Here is a 22,624-nt window from a genome sequence, read left to right as displayed (position 1 = left end):
ACGACAACGACAATGCTGTACGTCGTCATGCTCGGTGGCCGGCACCCCCGGGCCAAGATCGAAGTCCACGACGTGGTGTTCGCCTTCGCCGACACCATCGAAGACACCTACCCCCGCCTGCGTGAAGAGTGGTTCGGCAGCCGCGAAGGCCTGCACATCGACTCCTGGATGGCCATCGAAGGCGTCGACGGCTACCGCGTCAGCCTCAGCAGCCTGGCCCCGGCGCCCGGCTCGCCCCGGCTCTACTTCATCAACCTCGGCGGCTACGAACCCGGCTCCTTCGGCGAAGCCCACCGCTACCTGCTGGTGGTCGCCCGCGACCGCGCCGAAGCCAAGGAGCGCGGCAAGCGCCGCATGCACGCAGGCTGGGACAAACCCCACACCGACGCCCTGCTGGACGTGGACGACTGCATCCCCATCGACCTGCTCGACGGCCGCTACGTCCACCTCACCGAAGGCGAGCACCGGGGCATCACCCAGCGCAGCGACTACATCGTCCTGTCCTGATCCCCGCCGGCCACGCACCGAGCCGCCCGCAGCCGCGCGGCGGTCACCTGGCGCACCTGGGTGCGGCTCTGGGCGATGTGGGCGGTCATGCGTGCGCAGGCGTCGTCCACATCCCGCCGCAGGATCGCCGCAAGCACGGCGACGTGCTCCTCGTAGGTAGCGGCGATCCGCCCTTGCACCCCGAAATCCAGGCGCCGCACCACGCGGATACGCTCGCTCACCTCGCGGTGCACCCGCGCCAGTTCCGGGTTGCCGGCGGCCGCTACCAGTTCGCAGTGGAAGGCCTCGTCCCAGGCCGCCACCTCGGCATCCACCTCGCTGCGCCGGGACGGTGGCACCTGCCAGCGCGCGCAGAGCGGTGCCAGGCTGGCGGCAGCATCGGCGGCCTCGCACAGTCGCTCGATGGCCGCCCGCTCCAGCACGATGCGCAGGTCGTACAACGCCTCGAAGCGCTCGAACTCGAACGGCAGCACCTCCCAGCCGCTGCGGAAGTGCACCTGCAGGTAGCCCTCCTGCTGCAGGCGGTCCAGCGCCTGGCGCACCGGCGTGCGGCTCACTGCCAGGCGCGCGGCCACCTCGCCCTCGCTGAAGCGGTCGCCGGGCAGCAGGCGGAAATCGGCAATGTCGTCCTTGAGCTGGCGGTAGACGGTCTCCGCCAGGCGTGGCGGCCGGCTCGCCATCGGCTCAGCGCCCGCCCAGCGTCGCCACGTAGGCGCGCCAGCCCCCGAAGGCCGTGACGTCGCGGGCGCCTTCCAGGCCGCAGGGCTCGCAGATGAACCCCTTCACCCAGCGGCCATCCTCCAGTTGCAGGTTGCCGATCCCCAGGGGCGGCGGCACCTCGGCGACGAACTCACCGAAACGCGCCAGGGGCACGTCCCACAGCTCGACGATGATCGCGGCACCCTCCTGGCCGCGCACCAGACCGGGCTTGGGCGGCACCGAGCCGGCCAGCGCGTGCAGGCGGTAGCACGGGGCGGTGCGGGTCTCCTCCACCCGCACCGCGCCACGGGTGGTCAGCTGGTGGTTGAGCGGCATCCCGGTCAGGTGCGCCCCCACCACCGCCACCCGCACGCACTCGGGCGCCGGGACGGGCGGCGCCGCTGGCGGCAGCGAGCGCCCGGTGGCCCCCAGCGGCAGACCCAGCGCGGCTTGCCAGCGTCGCCCCAGGCTGGCCAGGGCCTGGTCGTGCCAGGCCGGGGCGATCAGGGTGATGCCGGCCGGCAGGCCGTCCTCGCGGAACCCCGCCGGCAGCGCCAGGGCACTCAGGTCAGCGAGGTTGGTGAAGTTGGTGTAGGTGCCGAACTGGCTGTTGTAGAGCAGCGGCTCGCGGGCCATTTCCGCCTGGGTGCGCAGGGTCGGCGAGGTGGGCACCAGCAGCGCGTCGAACCCTGCCAGCACCTGCTGGATGCGTCGGGCCAGCGCCGCCCGGCGGTACTCGGCGCGGTAGGCGTCGCAGGCGCTGAAGTCGCGGCCGCTCTCGACGATGCCCCGCACCACCGGGTCCATCGCCTGGGGCCGGGTCTGCAGCAGGCTCCCCACGGCCACGGTACGCTCGGCCACCCAGGGCCCCTGGTACAGCTCGCGGGCCAGCTCGGTAAACGGGCCGAAGTCGATGGGCACCACCTCGGCGCCCAGGGCCTCGAAACGCTGTACGGCCTGCTCGAACACCGCCTGGTTGCGCCGGTCGCCGAAGAACTCGGGCGCCTCGGGGACCGCCAGTCGCGGCCGCGCCCCGATGGCCACCGGCGCGGTGGCCGGGTTGCGCCGTGCATAGGCGTCCGCTTCATCGAAACCACCGGCCAGCCGCGCCACCTGCTCGGCGTCGTCCACGGTCAGGGCGAACACCGAGATGCAGTCCAGACTGCGACAGGCCGGTACCAGTCCCTGGGTCGACAACCAGCCCCGGGTGGGCTTGAGGCCGACGATGTTGTTGAAGCCCGCCGGCACCCGTCCCGAGCCGGCGGTGTCGGTCCCCAGGGCAAAGGGCACCAGGCCACGCGCCACCACCGAGGCCGAGCCGGAGCTGGAGCCCCCGCTGACATAGGCCGGATCGAAGGCATTGGGCACCGCGCCGAAGGGCGAACGCACCCCCACCAGGCCGGTGGCGAACTGGTCCAGGTTGGTCTTGCCCAGCAACACGGCACCGGCCGCCTGCAGCCGCGCCACCACCGTGGCATCGGCCTCGGCGAGGTAGGCGAACGCCGGGCAGGCGGCGCTGGTGCGCCAGCCGGCGGCGTCGATGTTGTCCTTGATGGCGAACGGCACGCCATAGAGAGGCAGGGCCGCCAGGTCGCCACCCGCGGCCTCCAGCTGGCGGGCCAGGGCGGCGAGACGCTCGGTCAGCTGGGCGGGTTCGACCAGCACGATCCAGGCCGGGTCTTCCCCGCGCAGGGTCTCCAGCAGCTCATGCAGGCAGTCGGGCTGCAGGCGGCCGTCGCGGTAGGCCTGCTGCCAGTCGTGCAGGGTCCAGCCGGTGGTGGGCAACAGCGGGGTCTTCATCGGGGCGCTCCATCTTGTATCCAAGTTGGCGACGCCCGCTGCAAGCGCCGGACCAGAAGCCGGGAACCCAGTCACCACGCGGCCTGTCGCATCTGCAAAGGCCCCGCGCACCCGGCTGGACGCCCGCCGACGGTGCGTGAGCGCCTCATTGCAGGGCCTCCGTCGAGCGGCACGGCCCATCGCTTGGGCGGGCTGCTCTCGGCCCCCGAAAACGCTAGACTTGCCAGCATTTCGCCATCCCGGTCCCCGGCATGCCCACGAGCCCTGTCTACATCACCCCCGACCAGCTGTGCGTCGGCCTCTACATCCAGCTCGAACTGGGCTGGTGGGAACACGACTTCACCTTCAGCAACTTCAAGATCCGCGACGACAACCAGGTCGCCGCCCTGCGCAAGCTCGGCCTCAAGCGCCTGCGCTACGACCCGTCGCGCAGCGACTGCGAGCCCCTGCCGCTGCAACCGGTCACCGCGCCGACCGAGCCGCTGGAGGACACCCCACCCCCGCCAGCACCGGAAGAAGCCGCGCGCCAGGCGCGGGTGGTCCAGCTGAGCAAGCTGCGCACGCGCCTGGCCGAGGTGGACCGCCGCTTCGTCCAGGCCAGCCAGCGGGTCAAGGCGATGAACCAGGCCCTGCGCAACCAGCCAGAAGATGCCCTGCGCCAGGCCGGGGAAGTGGTCGGCGAATTGGTGGAAGCCATCCAGGGCGAAGACGGCGCCGCGCTGCACAGCATCAACGGCAAGGCCCACGACGATGCCTACGTGCACCCGCTCAACGTCACCGTGCTGTCGCTGATGCTCGGCCGCCAGCTCGGCTACGACAGCGAGGCCTGCCACAGCCTCGGGCTCGGCGCCCTGCTCCACGACATCGGCAAGATGGACATCCCCAGCCAGGTGCTGCTCAAGCCTGAGCCGCTGAACCGCCCGGAACAGCTGCTGCGCCAGCTGCACACCGAGTACGGTCTGCGCCGGGGCCAGCAGCTGATGCTCGACGACGAGGTGCTGCGGGTCATCCACGAGCACCACGAGCACTGCGACGGCACCGGCTACCCGCGTCAGCTGTCCGAGGCCGCCATCGGCCGGCTGAGCCGGGTGGTATGCATCACCAACCACTTCGACGGCCTGTGCAACCCGCGCGACCCGCGCGCCGGCCTCAGCCCCCACGAAGCGCTGAAGCAGATGTTCGCCCTGCACCGCTCGCGGTTCGACGACGTGATGCTCAAGGCCTTCATCCGCTGCATGGGCGTCTACCCGCCGGGCAGCCTGGTGCAGCTGGAGGACGATCGCTACGGCCTGGTGCTCGGCATGCACCCGAGCCAGCCGCTCAAGCCGACGCTGATCCTCTACGACAGCCAGGTGCCCAAGGAGGAAGCCCTGATCGTCGACCTGGAGCGTGAACCGCGCCTGGCCATCGCCTCCGCCCTGCGGCCGGCCCAGGTGCCGCCCGAAGCACTGGACTACCTCAACCCCCGCCAGCGCATCACCTACTACATCGACCCGCGCACCCGCGGCTGAGCCGCGTGGGCGGATTTCCGCCACCCACCGCCTCCCAGGCCCCGCCATGGTGGCGGGTACCCGCCAGCCCGCGGCCGGCATGCCTCCCGGCAAGCCCCGTGCCACCTGGCCTGCGACCATCTGGCACAGCCCTTGCTATTTCGGCCGCCCACGGTGGTCCCAGGACCACCGTTCGCAGCCGCCGCCACATGCGACGGCCAGAAGAACGCAGCGCCACCGCCCGGTCGCGCCCTCACAAAGGGCCCGGCCACACCGCGTGCACAGGGTGGCAGGCGCAGCCCGGAAGACTGGAAGGTTCATCGATGAAGAAACTGCTGCTGGCACTGACGTGCCTGAGCGTGGTCGGCTGCTCCCAGCCCGACGCCCCCGAACAACCCCTCGACGTGCTGCTGATCGGCGGCGGCATCATGAGTGCCAGCCTCGGCACCTACCTCCACGAGCTGGAGCCCGAGTGGACGATCGAGACCTTCGAACGCCTCGACCAGGTCGCAGAGGAAAGCTCCAACGCCCTGAACAACGCCGGCACCGGCCACTCGGCCTTCTGCGAGCTGAACTACACCCCCGAGACCGCCGACGGCGGCATCGACATCAGCAAGGCCGTGGCGATCAACGAATCCTTCGAGATCTCCAAGCAGTTCTGGGCCTACCAGATCGACCGTGGCGTGCTGAAGAACCCCCGCTCGTTCATCAACAACGTCCCGCACATGAGCTTCGTCTGGGGTGACGACAACGTCGCCTACCTGAAGAAGCGCCACGCCGCCCTGCAGCACAGCAACCTGTTCCGCGGCATGGAATACAGCGAAGACCACGCGCAGATCGCCCAGTGGGTACCGCTGGTGATGCAGGACCGCGACCCGGCCCAGAAGATCGCCGCCACCCGCATGCCGATTGGCACCGACGTGAACTTCGGCGAGATCACCCGCCAGCTGTTCGCCTCCCTGTCCGAGTCGCCCAAGTTCAAGCTGAACCTGAGCCATGAAGTGCGCGATATCGTGCGCAACGAAGACGGCACCTGGAAGGTGGTGGTGGCCGACCTGGCCCACGACGGCGCCGAGCGCGCGGTCAACGCCCGCTTCGTGTTCATCGGTGCAGGCGGCGGCGCCCTGAAGCTGCTGCAGAAATCCGGCATTGCGGAAGCCGAAGGCTACGCCGGCTTCCCGGTGGGCGGCTCCTTCCTGATGACCCGCAACCAGGACGTGGTCGCCCGTCACCACGCCAAGCTCTACGGCAAGGCCTCGGTCGGCTCCCCGCCCATGTCCGTCCCGCACCTGGACACCCGCGTGGTGGACGGCCAGGAAGTGCTGCTGTTCGGCCCCTTCGCGACCTTCTCCACCAAGTTCCTGAAGAACGGCTCGCACATGGACATGTTCAGTGCCATCACCACCGACAACATCGGCCCGATGACCACCGCCGGCATGGACAACCTGGACCTCAGCCAGTACCTGGTCGGCCAGCTGATGCTCGACCAGGACGACCGCATGGCCGCCCTGCGCGAGTACTTCCCCGATGCGCAGGACGCCGACTGGGAACTGATCCAGGCCGGCCAGCGCGTGCAGGTGATCAAGAAGGACCCGGTGAAGGGTGGCGTGCTGCAGTTCGGCACCGAGGTGGTCAGCGCCGCCGACGGCTCCATCGCCGCCCTGCTGGGCGCCTCCCCCGGCGCCTCCACCGCCGCGCCGATCATGCTCAGCGTGCTGGAGAAGACCTTCCCCGAGAAGCTCAAGAGCGACGCCTGGCAGGCCCGCCTGAAGGCCATCATCCCGTCCTACGGCCGCAAGCTGAACGACGACCTGGAGCTGACCAACAGCACCCGCGCCTGGAGCCACGAGCGCCTGCAGCTGGAGTTCATCCCCGTCCAGCCCGAGAGCGCCCCGGCCCCGGCCGCCGCCCTCTGATCCCCCCGCCCCGCCCGTCCTGGGCGGGGCACTCCGCCGCCGAGCATTCGGCAGGCGCCACACGCCTCGGTACGCCCCCTTCCCCGCCACTGCCACCCAGCCGACGCCGATCCGCAGCGCCACATTCCGGCTCTCCCGCACTCGACAGGCGGAACCCCAGCCCGGCCAACGCAGTCCAGAACATGGCGAGGCCCGTGCAGCGCGACTAGCTTTGAGGGTCTCCGTCCGTGTACCGGCCCCCGCCGTGTGGGCCAAAGGAGAAGCAGATGCCCTCGTTGGATAGCCTGAACAGCCGCCGCACCCTGGATGTGGACGGCAAGACCTATCACTACTTCAGCCTGCCGGAGGCCGCCAAGAGCCTCGGCAGCATCGACAAGCTGCCCCTGTCCCTGAAAGTGCTGCTGGAGAACCTGCTGCGCTGGGAGGACGGCAAGACCGTCACCCGGGACGACCTCGATGCCCTGGTCGCCTGGCAGAAGGAGCGTCGCTCCGACCGGGAGATCCAGTACCGCCCGGCGCGGGTGCTGATGCAGGACTTCACCGGCGTGCCGGCGGTGGTCGACCTGGCCGCCATGCGCGATGCCGTGGCCAGCGCCGGGGGCGACCCGCAGAAGATCAATCCGCTCTCCCCGGTGGACCTGGTGATCGACCACTCGGTGATGGTGGACCGCTACGCCAGCCCCGAGGCCTTCGCCCGCAACGTGGAGCTGGAGATGGCCCGCAACGGCGAGCGCTACGCCTTCCTGCGCTGGGGCCAGAGCGCCTTCGACAACTTCAGCGTGGTGCCGCCGGGCACCGGCATCTGCCACCAGGTGAACCTGGAATACCTCGGCCGCACCGTCTGGACGCGGGAGGAAGACGGCCTGACCTACGCCTTCCCCGACACCCTGGTGGGCACCGACTCCCACACCACCATGATCAACGGCCTCGGCGTGCTCGGCTGGGGCGTCGGCGGCATCGAGGCGGAGGCGGCCATGCTCGGCCAGCCGGTGTCGATGCTGATTCCCGAGGTGGTCGGCTTCAAGCTCAGCGGCAAGCTGCGCGAGGGCATCACCGCCACCGACCTGGTGCTGACGGTCACCCAGATGCTGCGCAAGAAGGGAGTGGTGGGGAAATTCGTCGAATTCTACGGCGACGGCCTGGCGGAACTGCCCCTGGCCGACCGCGCCACCCTGGCCAACATGGCGCCGGAGTACGGGGCCACCTGCGGCTTCTTCCCGGTGGACGAGGTGACCCTCGGCTACCTGCGCCTGTCCGGCCGGCCCGAGGCCACCGTCAAGCTGGTGGAGGCCTACTGCAAGGCCCAAGGCCTGTGGCGCAATGCCGGCGACGAGCCGCTGTTCACCGACAGCCTGGCCCTGGACATGGGCACGGTGGAAGCCAGCCTGGCAGGCCCCAAGCGCCCTCAGGACCGCGTCCCGCTGACCCGCGTGGCCAGGACCTTCGATGACCTCCTCGCCCTGCAGCCCGCCCCTGCCGGCACCGGAGGCCAGGCCCAGCGCGGCACGGCCGAGTACCAGCACGAGGGCCGGAGCTACCACCTGGAGGATGGCGCCGTGGTGATCGCTGCCATCACCTCCTGCACCAACACCTCCAACCCCAGCGTGATGATGGCGGCCGGGCTGCTGGCGAAGAAGGCCGTGGAGAAGGGCATGGTGCGCAAGCCCTGGGTGAAGAGTTCCCTGGCGCCCGGTTCCAAGGTGGTGACCGAGTACTTCGCCGCCGCCGGGCTGACCCCGTACCTCGACACCCTGGGCTTCGACCTGGTGGGCTACGGCTGCACCACCTGCATCGGCAACTCCGGGCCGTTGCTGGAACCCATCGAGCAGGCCATCCAACAGGGCGATCTGACGGTGGCCTCGGTGCTCTCCGGCAACCGCAACTTCGAAGGCCGCGTGCACCCGCTGGTGAAGACCAACTGGCTGGCCTCCCCGCCCCTGGTGGTCGCCTATGCCCTGGCCGGCAGCGTGCGCCTGGACCTCAGCCGCGAACCCCTGGGCGAGGACCGCAACGGCCAGCCGGTGTACCTCAAGGACATCTGGCCCAGCCAGCAGGAGGTGGCCGAAGCCATCGCCAAGGTGGACACCGCGATGTTCCGCAAGGAATACGCCGAAGTCTTCACCGGCGACGAGACCTGGCAGGCGATCCAGGTGCCGGACGCCGACACCTATGCCTGGCAGGCCGACTCCACCTACATCCAGCACCCGCCGTTCTTCGCCGACATCGGCGGCGAACCGCCCCGGGTGACGGACGTGCAGCGCGCCCGCATCCTCGCCTTGCTGGGGGACTCGGTGACCACCGACCACATCTCCCCCGCCGGCAACATCAAGGCCGACAGCCCGGCCGGGCGCTACCTGCGCGAGCACGGCGTGGAGCCGGCCGACTTCAACTCCTACGGCTCGCGCCGGGGCAACCACGAGGTGATGATGCGCGGCACCTTCGCCAACATCCGCATCCGCAACGAGATGCTCGGCGGCGAGGAAGGCGGCAACACCCTCCACGTGCCCAGCGGCGAGAAGCTGGCCATCTACGACGCCGCCATGCGCTACCAGGCCGAAGGCACGCCGCTGGTGATCATCGCCGGCAAGGAATACGGCACCGGCTCCTCCCGCGACTGGGCGGCCAAGGGCACCAACCTGCTGGGGGTCAAGGCGGTGATCGCCGAGAGCTTCGAGCGCATCCACCGCTCCAACCTGGTGGGCATGGGCGTGCTGCCGCTGCAGTTCATCGGCGGCATCGACCGCAAGCGCCTGGGCCTGACCGGGCGCGAGCGGATCGCCGTCCTCGGGCTCAGCGGCGTGGAGCTGCGCCCGCGCATGGACCTGACCCTGGAGATCACCCGCGAGGACGGCTCCTACGATAATGTCGAGGTGCTCTGCCGCATCGACACCCTCAATGAAGTGGAGTACTTCAAGGCCGGCGGCATCCTCCACTACGTGCTGCGCCAGCTGCTCGCAGCCTGACCTGTAAGCGGCCCGGAGCCCCGCAAGGGCTCTGGGTCGCTGGCTGGCAGGAAACTTTCCCGACGGCGACACGACACAAACTGTTTACACTGCACGGCAAAAAATGGCTCAACTTTGGTTCACCAGAGCCGATACCCGCCTCAAGCCTTGCGGAAGAACAACATGAGAAACAACCAACCGGTTACCCAACGCGAAAGGACCTACCCCGCCGAGCAGCGCCTCATTTCGACCACGGACGGCAAGGGTGTCATCACCTACTGCAACCAGGCCTTCGTCGATATCAGCGGCTATTCCAGGGAGGAGCTGATCCACGCTCCGCACAACCTCGTCCGCCACCCGGACGTGCCCCCCGCCGTGTTCGCCCACATGTGGGCCACCCTGAAGAAGGGCCGGCCGTGGATGGGCATCGTCAAGAACCGCTGCAAGAACGGCGACCACTACTGGGTCAACGCCTACGTCACGCCCATCTTCGAGGGCAGCCAGGTCACCGGCTACGAGTCGGTGCGGGTCAAGCCCACCGCCGAGCAGGTGCGCCGGGCCGAAGCGCTCTACGCACGGATCAACGCCGGCAAGTCCGCCATCCCCAGCCAGGACCGCTGGCTACCGGTGCTGCAGGACTGGCTGCCGTTCATCCTCATCAGCCAGATCGGCTTCTTCATCGGTGCCTGGCTGACCTCCCACTGGGGCTTCCTGCTCGCTGCGCTGCTCTCCGTGCCCCTCGGGCTGATCGGCCTCGCCTGGCAAGGGCGCGGCATCAAGCGCCTGCTGCACCTGGCCGAGCAGACCACCTCCGACCCGCTGATCGCGCGGATGTACACCGACAGCCGGGGCGACCAGGCCCGCCTGGAGATGGCCCTGCTCAGCCAGGAGGCACGGCTCAAGACCTGCCTCACCCGCCTGCAGGACACCGCCGAGCACCTCACCGACCAGGCCCGCCAGGCCGATGCCCTGGCCCACAACAGTTCCGACGGGCTGGAGCGCCAGCGCCAGGAGACCGACCAGGCGGCCACCGCCGTCAACCAGATGGCCGCCACCACCCAGGAAGTCGCCTCCAACGTCCAGCGCACCGCCGACGCCACCCAGGAGGCCAACCGCCTTACCACCCAGGGCCGGCATGTCGCCGCCGAGACCCGCGCCGCCATCGAGCGCCTGTCGCAGTCGGTGATCGAGACCAGCGAGACCGTCGCCCGCCTGGCCCAGGACAGTAACGAGATCGGTGGCGTGGTGGACGTGATCAAGGGCATCGCCGACCAGACCAACCTGCTCGCCCTCAACGCCGCCATAGAGGCTGCCCGTGCCGGCGAAATGGGCCGGGGCTTCGCCGTGGTGGCCGACGAGGTGCGCTCCCTGGCGCAACGCACCGCCGAGTCCACCGGGCAGATCCACCAGCTCATCGCCCAGTTGCAGAAGACCGCCGAGGAAACCGTGCGCACCATGGAGAACGGTCGTCGCCAGGCCGACGAAGGCGTCGAGCAGGTGCTGCAGGCCGACCAGGCCCTGGTGGGCATCAGCGAAGCCGTGGCCAACATCACCGCCATGACCGACCAGATCGCCGCCGCCACCGAGGAACAGAGCGCCGTGGCCGAAGAGATCAACGTGCGCATCGGCAGCATCGCCCAGCTCGCCGACCAGACCTCCGGCGAAGCCCAGCGCACCGCCCTGCTGAGCGAAGAGCTGGCCCACACCGCCCACGGCCAGTACTCCCTGGTGGACCGCTTCAACCGCTGAACCCCACCCGGTCGAAATAGAGCGCCCCAGGGCGCTCTTTTTCGTTGCGCCGCCCGCTCGCCGCCGCGCCTCCCTGACCCGTTCGACCGGTGCCGTACAGGTCTTTTCGCCGCAGATACGCACCGGGTCGGGCCGCCGGCCTGAAGATTCCACTTGAACGTTCCCGCTTCGCCCCACTCACAGTTCGTATCCCGCTGCGCTCGCGTGGGCGCGGCAGTCTGACAAGGATGGGGAAACGGATGGCAACCCGAACGCCCACACTCGCGTTCTGCCTGGCGACGCTGGCACTGGCCGGCTGCGGCCAGGACACACCGCAGGAACACCTGCCCCGCGTACTGGTGCGCGAGGCCACCCGCACCGACTACGCCCCGCGCCCCAGCGTGGTGGGCGACATCCAGGCGCGGGTCGAGGCGCAGCAGGCCTTCCGCGTCGGCGGCAAGATCATCGAGCGCCATGTCGACGTGGGCGACCGGGTGCAGGCCGGCCAGGTCCTGGCCCGCCTCGACCCGCAGGAGCTGCGCACCCAGGTGGACAACGCCCGCGCCGCCGTCGCGGCCGAGCAGGCGCGGCTGCGCCTGGCCGAAGTCGACTTCAGGCGCCAGGGCCAACTGCTGCCCAAGGGCTACACCAGCCGCAGCGAATACGACCGCGCCCAGGCCGAGCGCCGTGCCGCACAAAGCGCCCTGGACGCCGCCCTTGCCCAGCAGGCCTCCGCCGAAGACCAGCTCTCCTACACCGAACTCAAGGCCTCCACCGACGGGGTCATCACCCAGCGCAGCGGCGAGGTCGGTCAGGTGGTGCAGGCCACCCTGCCGATCTTCACCCTGGCCGGCGAAGGCGAGCGGGACGCCGTGTTCAACGTCTACGAATCGCTGTTCCAGGGCGACCAGGGCGATCAGCCGGTCAGCGTCCACCTGCTCTCCGACCCGACCGTGCGGGTCGAAGGTCGCATCCGCGAAGTCACTCCCACCGTCGACGACCGCAGCGGCACGCTGAAGGTGAAGGTCGGCCTCGACCGGGTCCCTGCCGCCATGGGCCTGGGCAGCGTGGTGGGGGCCGAGCTGCCGCAGGCCGCGCAGCCCCGCGTTGTGCTGCCCTGGTCGGCGCTGTTCAAGCAGGGCCGGAGCCCGGCGGTGTGGGTGCTGGACGACGAGGACCGCGCCCACCTGCAACCGGTGGGCCGGGTCAGCTACGCCCGCGAACGGGTGATCGTCGGCGAAGGCCTGTCCGCCGGGCAGCGGGTCGTGGTGGCGGGCGGCCAGATGCTGCACCCCGGGCAGAAGGTGGAAGTGGCCCGTGACGAACAGGCCGCCGAGCCGGTAGAGCACAGCGCCAGCGCCGAGCCCCGCACCCGGACGGAGGCCCGCCCATGAAGCCCTGGCTGCCAGCCCTTGCACTGGCCGCACTGGCCGGCTGCTCCCAGGAGGCGGGCGAGGCCCCGGCGCCGCGCCCGGTGCTCTACGTTACCGTGCGCAGCGACGACGTCCATCAGGTCGGTCGCTTCGCCGGCAGCATCCAGGCCCGCTACGAGACGACCCTGGGCTTTCGCACCAACGGCCGCATCGCCGCACGCACCCTGAACGTCGGCGACAGCGTGGAAACCGGCACCCTGCTCGCCACCCTCGACCCCACCGACCAGCAGAACGCCCTGCTCAGTGCCCAGGGCGACGCCTCCCGCGCCGAGGCCGAGTGGATCGACGCCCAGGCCGACGAGCGCCGCCAGGCCGAACTGCTCGCCCGTGGCGTAGGCGCCCAGGCCAACCTGGACCGCGCCCGCACCCGCCTGAAGACCAGCCGCGCCACCCTCGACCAGGCCAACTCGGCGGTGCGCCGGGCCCAGGACCAACTGGGCTACACCGAGCTGCGCAGCGACATCGCCGGCGTCATCACCCAATGGCACGCCGAGGCCGGCCAGGTGGTGCAGGCCGGCCAGGAGGTGGTGACCCTGGTCCGCCCGGACGTGAAGGAAGCGGTGGTCGACCTGCCGGATGAACTGGTCCAGCGCCTGCCCGCCGACGCGCGCTTCGAGGTAAGCGCCCAGCTCGACCCGCAGGCGCGCACCACCGGCACGGTGCGGGAGCTGGCGCCCCAGGCCGACGCCACCACCCGCACCCGGCGCCTGCGCCTGTCCCTGGACGAGGCCCCGCCCAGCTTCCACCTGGGCAGCACCGTCAGCGTGCTGCTCAGCAGCCCGGTCGCCCCACGCACCCATCTGCCGGCCACGGCACTGATCGGCGATACCCGCGCAACCGGGCCGGCCCAGGTCTGGGTGCTGGACCCGCAGGCACGCCAGGTACACCGCCGCACCGTGGAGGTGCTGCGCAACCAGGACGGCAAGGTCACGGTCGGCAGCGGGCTGGCCGACGGCGAACGGGTCGTCAGCGCCGGCGTGAACAGCTTGAAAGAGGGCCAGGAGGTGAAGATGGACGAAGGAGCGCAACCGTGAGCGAGCAGCACAGGGACCGCCCGCGCGGCGACACCGGCAAGGCCGGCTTCAACCTCTCCGAATGGGCGCTGCGACACCCCTCGTTCGTCTGGTACCTGATGGTCGTGTCGCTGGTGATGGGGGTGTTCTCCTACTTCAACCTGGGCCGCGAGGAAGACCCCTCCTTCACCATCAAGACCATGGTGATCCAGGCCCGCTGGCCGGGCGCCACGGTGGACGACACGCTGCTGCAGGTCACCGACCGTATCGAGAAGAAGCTGGAGGAGCTGGACAGCCTGGACTACGTGAAGAGCTACACGCGGCCGGGCGAAGCGACGGTGTTCGTCTACCTGAAGGACACCACCAGCGGCAAGGCGATCCCGGACATCTGGTACCAGGTGCGCAAGAAGATCAACGACATCCGCGGCGACTTCCCCCAGGGCCTGCAGGGCCCCGCGTTCAACGACGAATTCGGCGACGTGTTCGGCAGCGTCTACGCCTTCACCGCCGACGGCCTGAGCTTCCGCCAGCTGCGTGACTACGTGGAGAAGGCCCGGCTGGACATCCGCAGCGTGGACAACCTGGGCAAGGTGGAACTGATCGGCGCTCAGAGCGAGGTCATCTACCTCAACTTCTCCACCCGCAAGCTCGCCGCCCTGGGCATCGACCAGCGCCAGGTGCTGGACAGCCTGCGCCAGCAGAACGCGGTGACGCCCTCCGGCGTGATCGAGGCCGGGCCCGAGCGCATCTCGGTGCGCACCAACAGCGAGTTCCGCTCCGAGGCCGACCTGGCCGCGGTGAACCTGCGGGTGAACGACCGTTTCTACCGCCTCTCCGACCTGGCGGACATCCAGCGCACCTACACCGACCCGCCCAGCACGCTGTTCCGCTACAACGGCCAGCCCGCCATCGGCCTGGCCGTGGCCATGCGCAAGGGCGGCAACATCCAGGAGTTCGGCGAAGCGCTGCGCCAGCGCATGGAGCAGATCACCGCCGAGCTGCCGGTGGGCGTCGGCGTGCACACGGTGTCGAACCAGGCCGAGGTGGTGGAGAAGGCCGTGGGCGGCTTCACCAGCGCCCTGTTCGAGGCCATCGTCATCGTCCTCGCGGTGAGCTTCGTCAGCCTCGGGGTGCGCGCCGGGCTGGTGGTGGCCTGCTCCATCCCGCTGGTGCTGGCGATGGTCTTCGTATTCATGGAATACACCGACATCACCATGCAGCGGATCTCCCTCGGCGCGCTGATCATCGCCCTCGGCCTGCTGGTGGACGACGCGATGATCACCGTGGAGATGATGGTCACCCGGCTGGAACTGGGCGACTCGCTGCACGAAGCGGCCACCTTCGCCTACCGCTCCACGGCCTTCCCCATGCTCACCGGCACCCTGGTGACCATCGCCGGCTTCGTGCCCATCGGCCTCAACGCCAGCTCGGCGGGGGAATACACCTTCACCCTGTTCGCGGTGATCGCCGTGGCGCTGATCCTCTCGTGGATCGTCGCCGTGCTGTTCGCCCCGGTGATCGCCGTGCACATCCTGCCCAGGACGCTCAAGCAGCCTGCGGAGAAGAAGAGCCGGCTGTTCGGCTTCTTCGACCGCTGGCTGCAGCGGGCCATGCGCCGCAACCTGCTGACCCTGGTGGTCACCCTCGGGCTGCTGGGGGTGTCGCTGTACCTGCTGCAGTTCGTCCAGCAGCAGTTCTTCCCCGCCTCCGACCGGCCCGAGCTGCTGGTGGACCTGAACCTGCCGCAGAACAGCAGCATCGACGAAACGCGCCGGGTGATGGACCGGGTCGAAGCGCAGCTCAAGGACGACGAAGACGTCTCGCGCTGGAGCGCCTACGTCGGCCAGGGCGCTGTGCGCTTCTACCTCCCCCTGGACCAGCAGCTGCAGAACCCCTTCTACGGCCAGCTGGTGATCGTCGCCCGCGACCTGGAAGCCCGCGAGCGCCTGGCGGGCCGCCTGCGCGAGCACCTGCGCCGCGACTTCGTCGGCATCAGCAGCTACGTGCAGCCGCTGGAGATGGGGCCACCGGTGGGGCGGCCGATCCAGTACCGCATCAGCGGCCCGGACGTGGACAAGGTGCGCGACTACGCCATGCAGCTCGCCGCCCTGCTGGACGGCAACCCGCACATCGGCGAGATCATCTACGACTGGAACGAGCCGGGTAAGGTGCTGCGCATCGAGATCGCCCAGGACAAGCTGCGCCAGCTGGGCCTCGGCTCCGAGGACGTGGCGCAGATGCTCAACAGCGTGGTCACCGGCACCACCGTGACCCAGGTGCGCGACGACATCTTCCTGATCGACGTGGTCGGCCGCTCCGGGCGCGAGGAACGCAGTTCGCCGGAAACCATCGAGAACCTGCAGATGGTCAACGCCAGCGGCACCTCCATCCCGCTCAAGGCCTTCGCCCGCGTCGGCTACGAACTGGAGCAGCCGCTGGTGTGGCGGCGCGACCGCAAGCCCACCATCACCCTCAAGGCCAGCATCACCGACGACGTCCAGCCCACCGACCTGGTGAAGGTGCTCCGGCCGGACATCGACGGCTTCGCCGCCAAGCTGCCGGCCAACTACCGGCTGGCTGCCGGCGGCACCATCGAGGAGAGCGGCAAGGCCCAAGGGCCCATCGGCCGGGTGGTGCCGTTGATGCTGTTTCTCATGGCCACCTTCCTGATGATCCAGCTGCAGAGCGTGCAGAAGACCCTGCTGGTGGCCAGCGTCGCCCCGCTGGGGCTGATCGGCGTGGTCGCCGCCCTGCTGCCCACCGGCACGCCCATGGGCTTCGTGGCGATCCTCGGGATCCTCGCGCTGATCGGCATCATCATCCGCAACTCGGTGATCCTGGTGACCCAGATCGACGCCTTCGAGGCCGAAGGCCGCTCCCCCTGGAAGGCCGTGATCGAAGCCACCCACCACCGCACCCGGCCGATCCTGCTGACCGCCGCCGCCGCCAGCCTGGGCATGATCCCCATCGCCCGCGAAGTGTTCTGGGGACCGATGGCCTTCGCCATGATCGGCGGGATCATCGCCGCGACACTGCTGACGCTGTTCTTCCTGCCGGCGCTGTACGTCACCTGGTACCGCATCCGGGAAGACTGACAGGGCCGCCCGCCCCGGCCGGTGCGGTTTCCCCGGCAGGCTGCGATGGAGTTCGTAAAAGCGGCGGATGGCGCCGGGGGCCGGGCTGCGCAGACCCGGGGCCTGTGCTAAAAACCGCCCACGAACGCGGGTGCCGAGCCGTCGCCCGGCAACGCTGAAAAAGGAGCAACACCATGGGCATTTCCTCCAGGGCCAGCCTGGCACTGGCACTGCTGCTAGGCGCAGGCAGCGCCACCGCCGAAGAGCCGACCGACGCCGGCAGCCCCATCAAGGACTCGGCCAAGGCCGCCGTTTCCGCCGCCATCTCGGCCGGCAAGAACCTCCTTGGCGGCGCCTCCGAAGGCATCACCGAAGGCCGCCAGTCCGCCCAGGGCGCGGACGGCGCCCTGGTGATCTCCCAGCTGGACCAACTGGACGGCAAGATCGAGGTCCACCTGCTCAAGACCGAAGCCCAGGATGAGAACCTCAGTGTCCTGTTCGGCTTCAAGAACCTCACCGACAAGCCGATCCGACTGATCAACCTGACCTACAACGGCGCCCTGCTGGCCATCGACCAGGACGACTACTCCAGCAACCTGACGCCGATGGACAACCCCGAGGAAGTCACCGTCCCGCCCAAGACCGGTGTTCGGCAGAAATTCGTCTTCCAGGGTCCGGTGGAAGGACCCAAGACCGTGCGCCTGTGGGGCCGGGACTACCCCGTCAAGTAAGCCAGGCACGCCAGCCTCGGAAGGCCGGGCCCGCCCCCGCCTTCCCCGGGCCACACCTAGGTGTTTCACGGTGGATGGATGAAGCGCCATCCCCCCCTACCCACCTGGAAACACCCGTAGCCCGGGCTTCAGCCCGGGGATACACCGCGCTGTATCCGGGCACAGGCTCGGCACCCTTCCCGGACTGAAGTCCGGGCTACGCAAAGCCACGCCTGGAGGCTCATGATGGAGGGGTGAAGCGCCGCTCACCCCACCCGCCTGGAAACGCCCGTAGCCTGGGCTTCAGCCCAGGGATGCGCCGGACTGTACCCAGGCACAGCTCGGCACCCTTCCCGGACTGAAGTCCGCGCTACGCAGAGCCACGCCTGGGTGTTTCACAGTGAAGTGTTACCCGCCCTGCGCACCGTCCAAGGCAGCCTCCTTTGCCCAGGCCTCGTTGCTTCGGTGACTCCCCAACCCAAGGGCGTCGAACTCGTCCTCGCCCTCGGCCGCGACAACACCGACATGGCGCAACACCCGGCTGATGGGGGAGTCCGGCCAGGGAGACATGGCGTCCTCGTCGTCCCCCAGGTTGATCACCACCTGGCCGCCGAGCCAGGCAATGGCATCCTGCCCTCCGGTGCCGCCGTGGATGTAGGTGGCGGCGTAGACGATGGGCCCGGCCTCCGAGAGCTCGGCGGCAAGCCGGGCCACGCCGACAGCCATCTCGCCGGAATGGGGACGAACCGCCTGGGCCTGGTCCCCACGCACCCGCAGCGCAGCCTCGACCTCGTCCGTGATCGGTATCAGCGCGAACCCCTGCCGCAGCGGACAAACCACCGCCGCAGGCAACTCCCGGCGTGCTGCCGTCAACGTTTCAAGCGGGCCGATGATTACCTGAATCCAATGCATATCGTCTCCTGTGGTTCAGATCCCGTGGGCTTGTGTCATGACCTTCCAAGGTGGAGGGAAAAAGCGCAATCCACCCTACCCGTCTCCTTGGTGGCCCGGAAACACCCGTAGCCCGGGCTTCAGCCCGGGGAGACACCGCGCTGTACCCAGGCACAGGCTCGGCACCATCCCGGACTGAAGTCCGGCTACGCAGAGCCACGCCTGGGAGTTCGCGGTGGAGGGGTGAAGCGCCGCTCACCCACCCGCCTGGAACCCCCCGTAGCCTGGGCTTCAGCCCAGGGATGCGCCGGGCTGCTGCCGGGGCACGAGGTCAGGGCTGTAGCGGGTTCTGTTCGCTGCACAGGTCCGGGTTGTCGTTCAGCACGCGGCGGATGAGGCCGTTGTCGTAGTACGGCACTTCAGGGCAGTAGCGCTGGCCGGCGGCGGTCTGCACCGGTTTCCAGGTGGTTTCCTCGGTGCGCAGCAGGGTCGGCGGCTGGCCGGGCGGCGCGGGTTTCCAGACCTCGATGTAGGTGCGTTCGAGGAAATTGCCTTCATCCATGTCGCAAGACGCGGGGTCGAGCCCGCGCAGGTGCAGGCGGCCGTCGTCGCCCTGCTCCACCCGGCTGCTGTATTCGATGAAGCCGTCGCCGTAGCTGGGTATGACGTAGCACAGGCGCCGCTTGTCGCCGTCGATCAGCGGCAGCAGGTAGCTGCTGCGGGAGTCCACTTCCTGCACGTCGCCGTCCTGCCAGCGGTAGGTGGAAACGCCGTGCTCGCAGCAACTGGCGCGCCAGTAGGTGTAGACGATGCGGTGGACCGGATCGAACTCCGCCGAGCTGATGTCCTGCAGCATGGGCGGGGCGTCGACATAGCGGCCGGTGGCCGGGTCGTAGAGCCAGGTCTGGTGGGGGATGTTGGGGCCGGCCGGGAGGAACTGGGCGATGGTCAGGTCCGGCCAGCCGTCGAAGTTGGCGTCGATCAGCGAGGGCGTGAACATCCCGCAGGTGCCCTGGGACTCGGTGGCCAGGGTCTGCACCAGCTGGCCGTCCTTGTACAGGCGGATGGCCGAGACCATCGGCGGCGTGGGGCAACCGTCGCCCTCCTCCTCGGGCGGTGCGTCCGCCACCAGGCGCAGCTCGAAGGGGAAGCGCGCCTCCAGCGCGTCCTCGGCAGTGGCCGGGCGCAGGGCCAGGGGCAGCGAGCGCTTGCCGTTGGGCGAAATCCAGGTGCCGGTCAGGCCCTTCTCCAGCGAGGTGATGCGCCAGGTCCCTGTCGCCACGTTGGCACGGCTGCTGTCGGACTCGCCCAGCTCGGCCCCCTCGCCGGCGATACGCCCGCTGAGCCTGAGCACGTCGCGCGTCTGGTTGCTGCAAGGCTGGTAGCAATAACGGCCGCGCAGGCCATCGGCCACACGCTGCAGGGACACCTCCACCGTCTTGGTGCCCAGGGTGCCGACCCAGCTGCGGTTCCACACCGGGATCTCCACCGCCGGGGCCGACACCTCGTCCGCCCGGCCAGGCAGGGGCAGCGCCGCCAGCGCGAGGATCAGCCCGGAAACAACGCCACGGTAAGAAAGGACAACGCGCATGCAACCTCCATGTCGGCGGAATTGGGGCGCGCAGGGTAGCAGACCCGGCGCCCGGCCCCTGAGACCTGGGCGAGCAAAACCGCCGGCACCGTGCCCGTACCGACACACCCGGCAAGAACAGCGGCCGTCACGGACGATCTGTTGCCAGCGACGCAACACAGGCCCCACTCTTGCGCATCGCCCCACAGGAGCCCGTGATGGACCGTTTCCAGGAGATGCAGGTGTTTCTCGCCGTGGCCGAGGAACAGGGCTTCGCCGCCGCCGCGCGCCGCCTGAACATGTCGCCACCCAGTGTGACCCGTGCCGTGGCGGCGCTGGAGGAGCGCATCGGCACCCTGCTGCTGGCCCGCACCACCCGCAGCGTGCACATCACCGAGGCCGGCCAGCGCTACGTGGAAGACTGCCGGCGCATCCTCGCCGAGCTGGAGGAGGCGGAGGAATCCGCCGCCGGCAGCCATGCCACCGCGCGCGGTCAGTTGAGCGTCACCGCACCGGTGCTGTTCGGCGAGCTGTTCGTCACCCCGCTGATGGTGGAGTACCTGGACCAGCACCCGGCGGTGCAGATCAAGGCGCTGCTGGTGGACCGGGTGGTCGCCATGGTGGACGAAGGCATCGACGTCGCCGTGCGCATCGGCCACCTGCCGGACAGCGGCCTCAACGCCGTTCGCGTCGGCGAAGTGCGCCGGGTGGTCTGCGCCTCGCCGGGCTTCCTCGCCACCCACGGCCGCCCCACCCACCCCACGCAGCTGCAGGAGGCCCAGGTGGTGGCCTCGGCCAGCAGCCAGGCGCTGGGCGAGTGGCAGTTCATCGAAGAAGACCGGCCGCTGAACATCCGCCCCCAGCCGCGCCTGGTGGTCACCGCCAACCAGGCCGCGATCCACGCCGCCTGCCTGGGCTGGGGGCTGACCCGGGTGCTGAGCTACCAGGTGGCCGACAAGGTGCGCCGGGGTGAGCTGGAGATCGTCCTGGAGGCCTTCGAGCAACCGCCGCTGCCGATCCACGTGGTGTACCAGAGCGGACGGCGAATCGCCGCCAAGGTGCGCACCTTCGTCGACTTCTGCACAGAACGCCTGGCCCGGGACCCGGCGCTGAACCGCAACCGGCAGCCCTGAACATGGACCGCCACGGGCAGATGCAGGCCTTCCTCGCCGTCAGCCAGACCCTGAGCCTGGCCGCCGCCGCGCGCCAGCTGGGATTGTCGGCGCCCACCGTGGCCCGCGCCGTGGAGGCACTGGAGCAGCGCCTGGGCCTGGCCCTGCTGCAGCGCAGCACCCAGGGCGTGACGCTGACCGAAGCCGGGCAGCGCTTCGCCGGCGACTGCGAGCGGCTGCTGCAGCAGGTGCGGGAAGCCGAAGCCTCGGCCGCCGGGCTGCACCTCGAACCGCGCGGTCGGCTCACGGTGAGCATGCCGCTGCTGCTCGGGCAGCAGGTGCTGACCCCGATGCTGCTGGACTACCTGCAGCGCTTCCCCGAGGTGGATGTGGTCGTCCGCTACCTGGAGCGCCTGCCCAACCTGCACGAGGAAGGCCTCGACGTGGCCATCGTCGCCGGCAGCCTGCCGGACTCCTCCCTGGTGGCGCTGCCGGTCGGCCAGGTGCGCCGGGTGGTCTGCTCCAACCCCGGCTACCTGGCCCGGCACGGCGAACCCCAGGCCCCGGCGGACCTCGCCCGGCACCGGATCATCCACGCCTTGGCGGACTCGCGGCTCCCCGAGTGGCGCTTTCGCGTCGACGGTGAGCTGCGCGCGTACCCACTGCGCCCGCGCCTGGCCTGCGCCACGACCCAGGGTGCGATCCAGGCGGCCTGCCTGGGCGGCGGCCTGACACGCTGCCTGGGCTACCAGGCCCATGAGCAACTGGCCAACGGGCAGCTGCGCACCGTTCTCGCCCCCTTCGCCCCGCCCCCTGTGCCGCTGCACGTGGTGTACCGCGAGGGGCGCCGCGCCGCCGCGCGGGTGCGCAGCTTCGTCGACCTGGCGGTGGCCGGCTTGCGCAATCACGGCGCCCTGAATGGGACGGGCGACGACTAGCCGCTCGGCGTTTATTCCAGATTCCAAAACAAAGGATTGCCATTCCTGGCGATTCCGCCCAAACCCTTGCGCACCGAAGATGACTCCACAGCACGGCCGACCGGCCCCTGTTCCCCCCACCTGTGCCACGGAGATCATCATGTCCAAGCCGATCAAGCTCTTTCACCATCCCCTGTCGGGCCACGCCCACCGCATCGAGCTGTTCCTCTCGCTACTGGGCGTCCCGGCGGAGCTGGTCTTCGTCGACCTGGCCAAGGGCGCCCACAAGAGCCCGGAATTCCTCGCCATGAACCCCTTCGGGCAGATCCCGGTGATCGACGACAACGGCGTGGTGCTCAGCGACTCCAACGCCATCCTCGTGTACCTGGCGAAGAAGCATGACCCGGCCGGCCGCTGGCTGCCCAACGACCCGCTGGGCGCCGCCCGGGTGCAGCGCTGGCTCTCGGTGGCGGCCGGGCCGATCGCCTCGGGCCCGGCTACTGCGCGGTTGATCACCGTGTTCGGCGCGCCCTACGAGGCCGAGCCCACCATCGCCCGCTCCCACGCGCTGCTCGCGGTCATCGAGCAGGAGCTGGCCCAGCGCCCCTTCCTCGCCGGCGACCAGGCGACCCTGGCCGATGTGGCGGGCTACAGCTACATCGCCCACGCGCCGGAGGGCAACGTATCCCTGGAGCCCTACCCCCAGGTCCGCGCCTGGCTGGCCCGCGTCGAAGCGCTGCCCGGCTTCGTGCCGATGCCGCGCACGGCAGCCGGCCTGCAAAGCGCCTGACGCGCCCCCGGCGCAGCCACGGCTGCGCCGGG

Annotated in this window: 16 protein-coding genes; 12 read left to right on the top strand and 4 right to left on the bottom strand. The window is 69.7% G+C overall.

Translation table 11 applies throughout. The annotated features are described in order from the left end of the window. Nucleotides 1-12: 12 nt before the first annotated feature. A complete protein-coding gene (locus tag BM198_RS03570; protein ID WP_044400559.1) occupies nucleotides 13-507 on the top strand; it encodes a DUF1543 domain-containing protein in 495 nt (164 codons plus the stop codon). On the opposite strand, the gene BM198_RS03565 is transcribed toward BM198_RS03570, so the two are convergent. Both BM198_RS03565 and atzF read right to left on the bottom strand, forming a co-directional pair. After that, nucleotides 489-1,187 carry a GntR family transcriptional regulator gene (locus BM198_RS03565; protein WP_074967843.1) on the bottom strand — a complete coding sequence of 233 codons (699 nt, stop codon included), beginning with the start codon at nucleotides 1,185-1,187 and terminating at the stop codon, nucleotides 489-491. The two genes, BM198_RS03570 and BM198_RS03565, sit on opposite strands and share 19 nt — an antisense overlap. A 4-nt stretch (nucleotides 1,188-1,191) precedes the next feature. Continuing rightward, the gene (gene atzF / locus BM198_RS03560; protein WP_074967841.1) at nucleotides 1,192-3,006 is read right to left on the bottom strand and encodes an allophanate hydrolase; all 1,815 of its coding nucleotides are present in this window, start codon (nucleotides 3,004-3,006) and stop codon (nucleotides 1,192-1,194) included. Between the two features lie 251 nt (nucleotides 3,007-3,257). On the opposite strand from atzF, the gene BM198_RS03555 reads away from it, so the two are divergent. From BM198_RS03555 to BM198_RS03520, 8 genes are all read left to right on the top strand, one after another. Beyond that, on the top strand, nucleotides 3,258-4,517 hold the full coding sequence (locus BM198_RS03555; RefSeq protein WP_074967839.1) for a cyclic di-GMP phosphodiesterase: 1,260 nt from the start codon (nucleotides 3,258-3,260) through the stop codon (nucleotides 4,515-4,517). Nucleotides 4,518-4,819: 302 nt separating this feature from the next. Further along, nucleotides 4,820-6,412 (top strand): malate:quinone oxidoreductase, encoded by a 1,593-nt coding sequence (locus BM198_RS03550; protein ID WP_044400551.1) that lies wholly within the window; start codon nucleotides 4,820-4,822, stop codon nucleotides 6,410-6,412. Nucleotides 6,413-6,678: 266 nt separating this feature from the next. Then, entirely contained in the window at nucleotides 6,679-9,375 is a 2,697-nt protein-coding gene (gene acnA / locus BM198_RS03545; protein WP_074967837.1) for an aconitate hydratase AcnA, read from the top strand. A 162-nt stretch (nucleotides 9,376-9,537) separates the two neighbouring features. After that, entirely contained in the window at nucleotides 9,538-11,103 is a 1,566-nt protein-coding gene (locus tag BM198_RS03540; protein ID WP_074967834.1) for a methyl-accepting chemotaxis protein, read from the top strand. 239 nt (nucleotides 11,104-11,342) lie between these two features. After that, on the top strand, nucleotides 11,343-12,476 hold the full coding sequence (locus tag BM198_RS03535) for an efflux RND transporter periplasmic adaptor subunit (RefSeq protein ID WP_074967832.1): 1,134 nt from the start codon (nucleotides 11,343-11,345) through the stop codon (nucleotides 12,474-12,476). After that, complete coding sequence (locus tag BM198_RS03530) at nucleotides 12,473-13,549, top strand: efflux RND transporter periplasmic adaptor subunit (protein ID WP_074967830.1); 1,077 nt, start codon at nucleotides 12,473-12,475, stop codon at nucleotides 13,547-13,549. Before BM198_RS03535 ends, BM198_RS03530 begins: the two co-directional genes overlap by 4 nt. Beyond that, a complete protein-coding gene (locus tag BM198_RS03525; RefSeq protein ID WP_074967828.1) occupies nucleotides 13,546-16,623 on the top strand; it encodes an efflux RND transporter permease subunit in 3,078 nt (1,025 codons plus the stop codon). Before BM198_RS03530 ends, BM198_RS03525 begins: the two co-directional genes overlap by 4 nt. A gap of 173 nt (nucleotides 16,624-16,796) precedes the next feature. Continuing rightward, the gene (locus BM198_RS03520) at nucleotides 16,797-17,333 is read left to right on the top strand and encodes a hypothetical protein (protein WP_074967826.1); all 537 of its coding nucleotides are present in this window, start codon (nucleotides 16,797-16,799) and stop codon (nucleotides 17,331-17,333) included. Nucleotides 17,334-17,720: 387 nt separating this feature from the next. On the opposite strand, the gene BM198_RS03515 is transcribed toward BM198_RS03520, so the two are convergent. Together BM198_RS03515 and BM198_RS03510 are read right to left on the bottom strand one after the other, a co-directional pair. Next, entirely contained in the window at nucleotides 17,721-18,224 is a 504-nt protein-coding gene (locus BM198_RS03515; protein WP_074967824.1) for a hypothetical protein, read from the bottom strand. A 310-nt stretch (nucleotides 18,225-18,534) separates the two neighbouring features. Further along, entirely contained in the window at nucleotides 18,535-19,794 is a 1,260-nt protein-coding gene (locus tag BM198_RS03510; RefSeq protein WP_074967822.1) for an XAC2610-related protein, read from the bottom strand. A 197-nt stretch (nucleotides 19,795-19,991) separates the two neighbouring features. Between BM198_RS03510 and BM198_RS03505 the strand changes: the two genes are divergently transcribed. The 3 genes from BM198_RS03505 (at nucleotide 19,992) to BM198_RS03495 (ending at nucleotide 22,592) form a co-directional block, all read left to right on the top strand. Then, nucleotides 19,992-20,906: a LysR family transcriptional regulator gene (locus BM198_RS03505; RefSeq protein ID WP_074967820.1), complete on the top strand. Its 915-nt coding sequence runs from the start codon at nucleotides 19,992-19,994 to the stop codon at nucleotides 20,904-20,906. A gap of 2 nt (nucleotides 20,907-20,908) precedes the next feature. Next, on the top strand, nucleotides 20,909-21,823 hold the full coding sequence (locus tag BM198_RS03500; protein WP_074967818.1) for a LysR family transcriptional regulator: 915 nt from the start codon (nucleotides 20,909-20,911) through the stop codon (nucleotides 21,821-21,823). A 139-nt stretch (nucleotides 21,824-21,962) separates the two neighbouring features. Beyond that, entirely contained in the window at nucleotides 21,963-22,592 is a 630-nt protein-coding gene (locus BM198_RS03495) for a glutathione S-transferase family protein (RefSeq protein ID WP_074967816.1), read from the top strand. The last annotated feature ends 32 nt before the right edge of the window (nucleotides 22,593-22,624 follow it).

Origin of the sequence: Metapseudomonas otitidis (assembly GCF_900111835.1) — a bacterium.
Taxonomy (GTDB): domain Bacteria; phylum Pseudomonadota; class Gammaproteobacteria; order Pseudomonadales; family Pseudomonadaceae; genus Metapseudomonas; species Metapseudomonas otitidis.
This window is presented reverse-complemented; position numbering and strand designations above follow the sequence as displayed.